We start from the raw sequence: 1,613 nt of genomic DNA on the forward strand, positions 1-1,613 counted from the left end.
CACGGTTTTTGCCGAACTTGGACCTTGATTGTGAGAGTGCCGCCGGAAATGACCGGTGGTGATTTTTTCATATTAAGCAGCCTCAAGAAAACGCAGGGTCTTAACCTCGCAAGTCTCATAGATTTCGCATATCAGCAATACGTTTTACAACTACACTAGGCATCTCGCGCTCCACGACAGTCAACCTCTTGCCTATCAATGAAGCAGAGATCACCGAGCAGCTATGGGCGACTGCCGGTCACGCTGCGGGAGTACTCAGCCTCGATCTTCGACTGGGATCCGGAGACCGACGAGCAGGAGATCCTGAGCCAGGACCTCTCCAGTGACGATGTCGAGCTCGGCACCGTCGAAGGGCTCGGTGCTGCCACCGTGGAGCTCGACAGCGGCGGGGCCGTGGTGCTGATGGTCGAGTTCAGTTTCGATGCGATCACCGACTACGTGGTCGACGAGTACGAGGTCGGCTGGCGGGAGGACGGCGAGACTATCTTCGTGGCGCTGCCCGATATTCCCGACAGCGCGGTCGAAGGCGCCACCGTCACCGGCCGCTTCGGCCCCGTCGCCTTCGGGCAGAGCTACGACCTGCGTGTCCGCGCCATCGGCCCCGCCAGCGAGGGGCTCTGGTCCTACGTCCTCGGCATCGTCGCGGGCCTGCAGGTCACCGGCGCCGGCGCGGCGCTTGGCGGCGCGGGCGAGCTGACCGTGAGCGGCACCGCGCCGGACAACGGCTATTACGACGGGCTGCGGCTCTACCGCGCCGCGGTGGGGGCAGACTTCGGCGATGCCGTGGAGGTCGGCCAGGACGACAGCGTCGCCACCGGCGCGGGCTTCGCGCTGACCTTCACCGGGCTCGCGCCGGGGCCCGGGGACTTCTGGATCGTGCCCTACACCATCACGGGCACCGACGGCACACCTGCTGCGCTCGGCAGCTTCACCATCACCTGAGAGAGCATGTGACATGACGTTCACCCTTCCGACCACCGGCAGCGGCCCGGTGATGTCCATGAAGCAATGGCTCGAAGCGGCCATCAATGCCGCCATCGAGGCGGCGGTCTCGGCGGCGGCCCTGGGCTTCGTGCTCTACGGTTCCGTCTCGGCCGGGCTGGCTGCCACGCAGGACGGCGAGGGCTTCTCGGTCTTCACCGCGACCGGGCTGCAGCTCTATGTCAACAGCGCGGGCGTGGCGGACCTGCAGGGGGAGATCCCGCTGGCCTCGACGACCACGGCGCTCGCCGCGCGCATCACCGCGCTCGAGGATCAGGCCTTTGCCGAGAGCCCGATCTATGAAACCACGGCAGCAGGCATCGCCGCCACGGGCGAGGGGGACCGGTTCCGGGTCGAGAACGCCGACACGGCCATCGCCTACGACATCTACGACCACGACCCCGGCGGCGTGGCCACCTTCGTCACCGACATTCCCGCGGGGTCCGCACTGGCCACCAAGCTGACCTCCTCGGCAAACCTTGCCGATGTCGCAGACCCGGACGCGGCGCGGGCCAATATCGGCGCTCCGTCGGCGGCGGTGTTGTCGGACGTGTCGCTGGCCGTCGGCGACGTCGCAGCTCGCACCGAGGGCATCTACAGCGACGGCGAGGTGATCCCGTTCGATCCCGTGG

Annotated in this window: 1 protein-coding gene and 1 pseudogene; both read left to right on the top strand. The window is 66.6% G+C overall.

What is annotated here, in order from left to right:
- Window positions 1-198 precede the first annotated feature (198 nt).
- On the top strand, window positions 199-942 hold the full coding sequence (locus HC022_RS26105) for a hypothetical protein (RefSeq protein WP_167454319.1): 744 nt from the start codon (window positions 199-201) through the stop codon (window positions 940-942).
- Between the two features lie 13 nt (window positions 943-955).
- Window positions 956-1,613, top strand: a pseudogene (locus tag HC022_RS29540) (hypothetical protein); the annotation flags it as partial.

This window comes from Salipiger sp. HF18 (assembly GCF_011806505.1).
Taxonomy (GTDB): domain Bacteria; phylum Pseudomonadota; class Alphaproteobacteria; order Rhodobacterales; family Rhodobacteraceae; genus Salipiger; species Salipiger thiooxidans.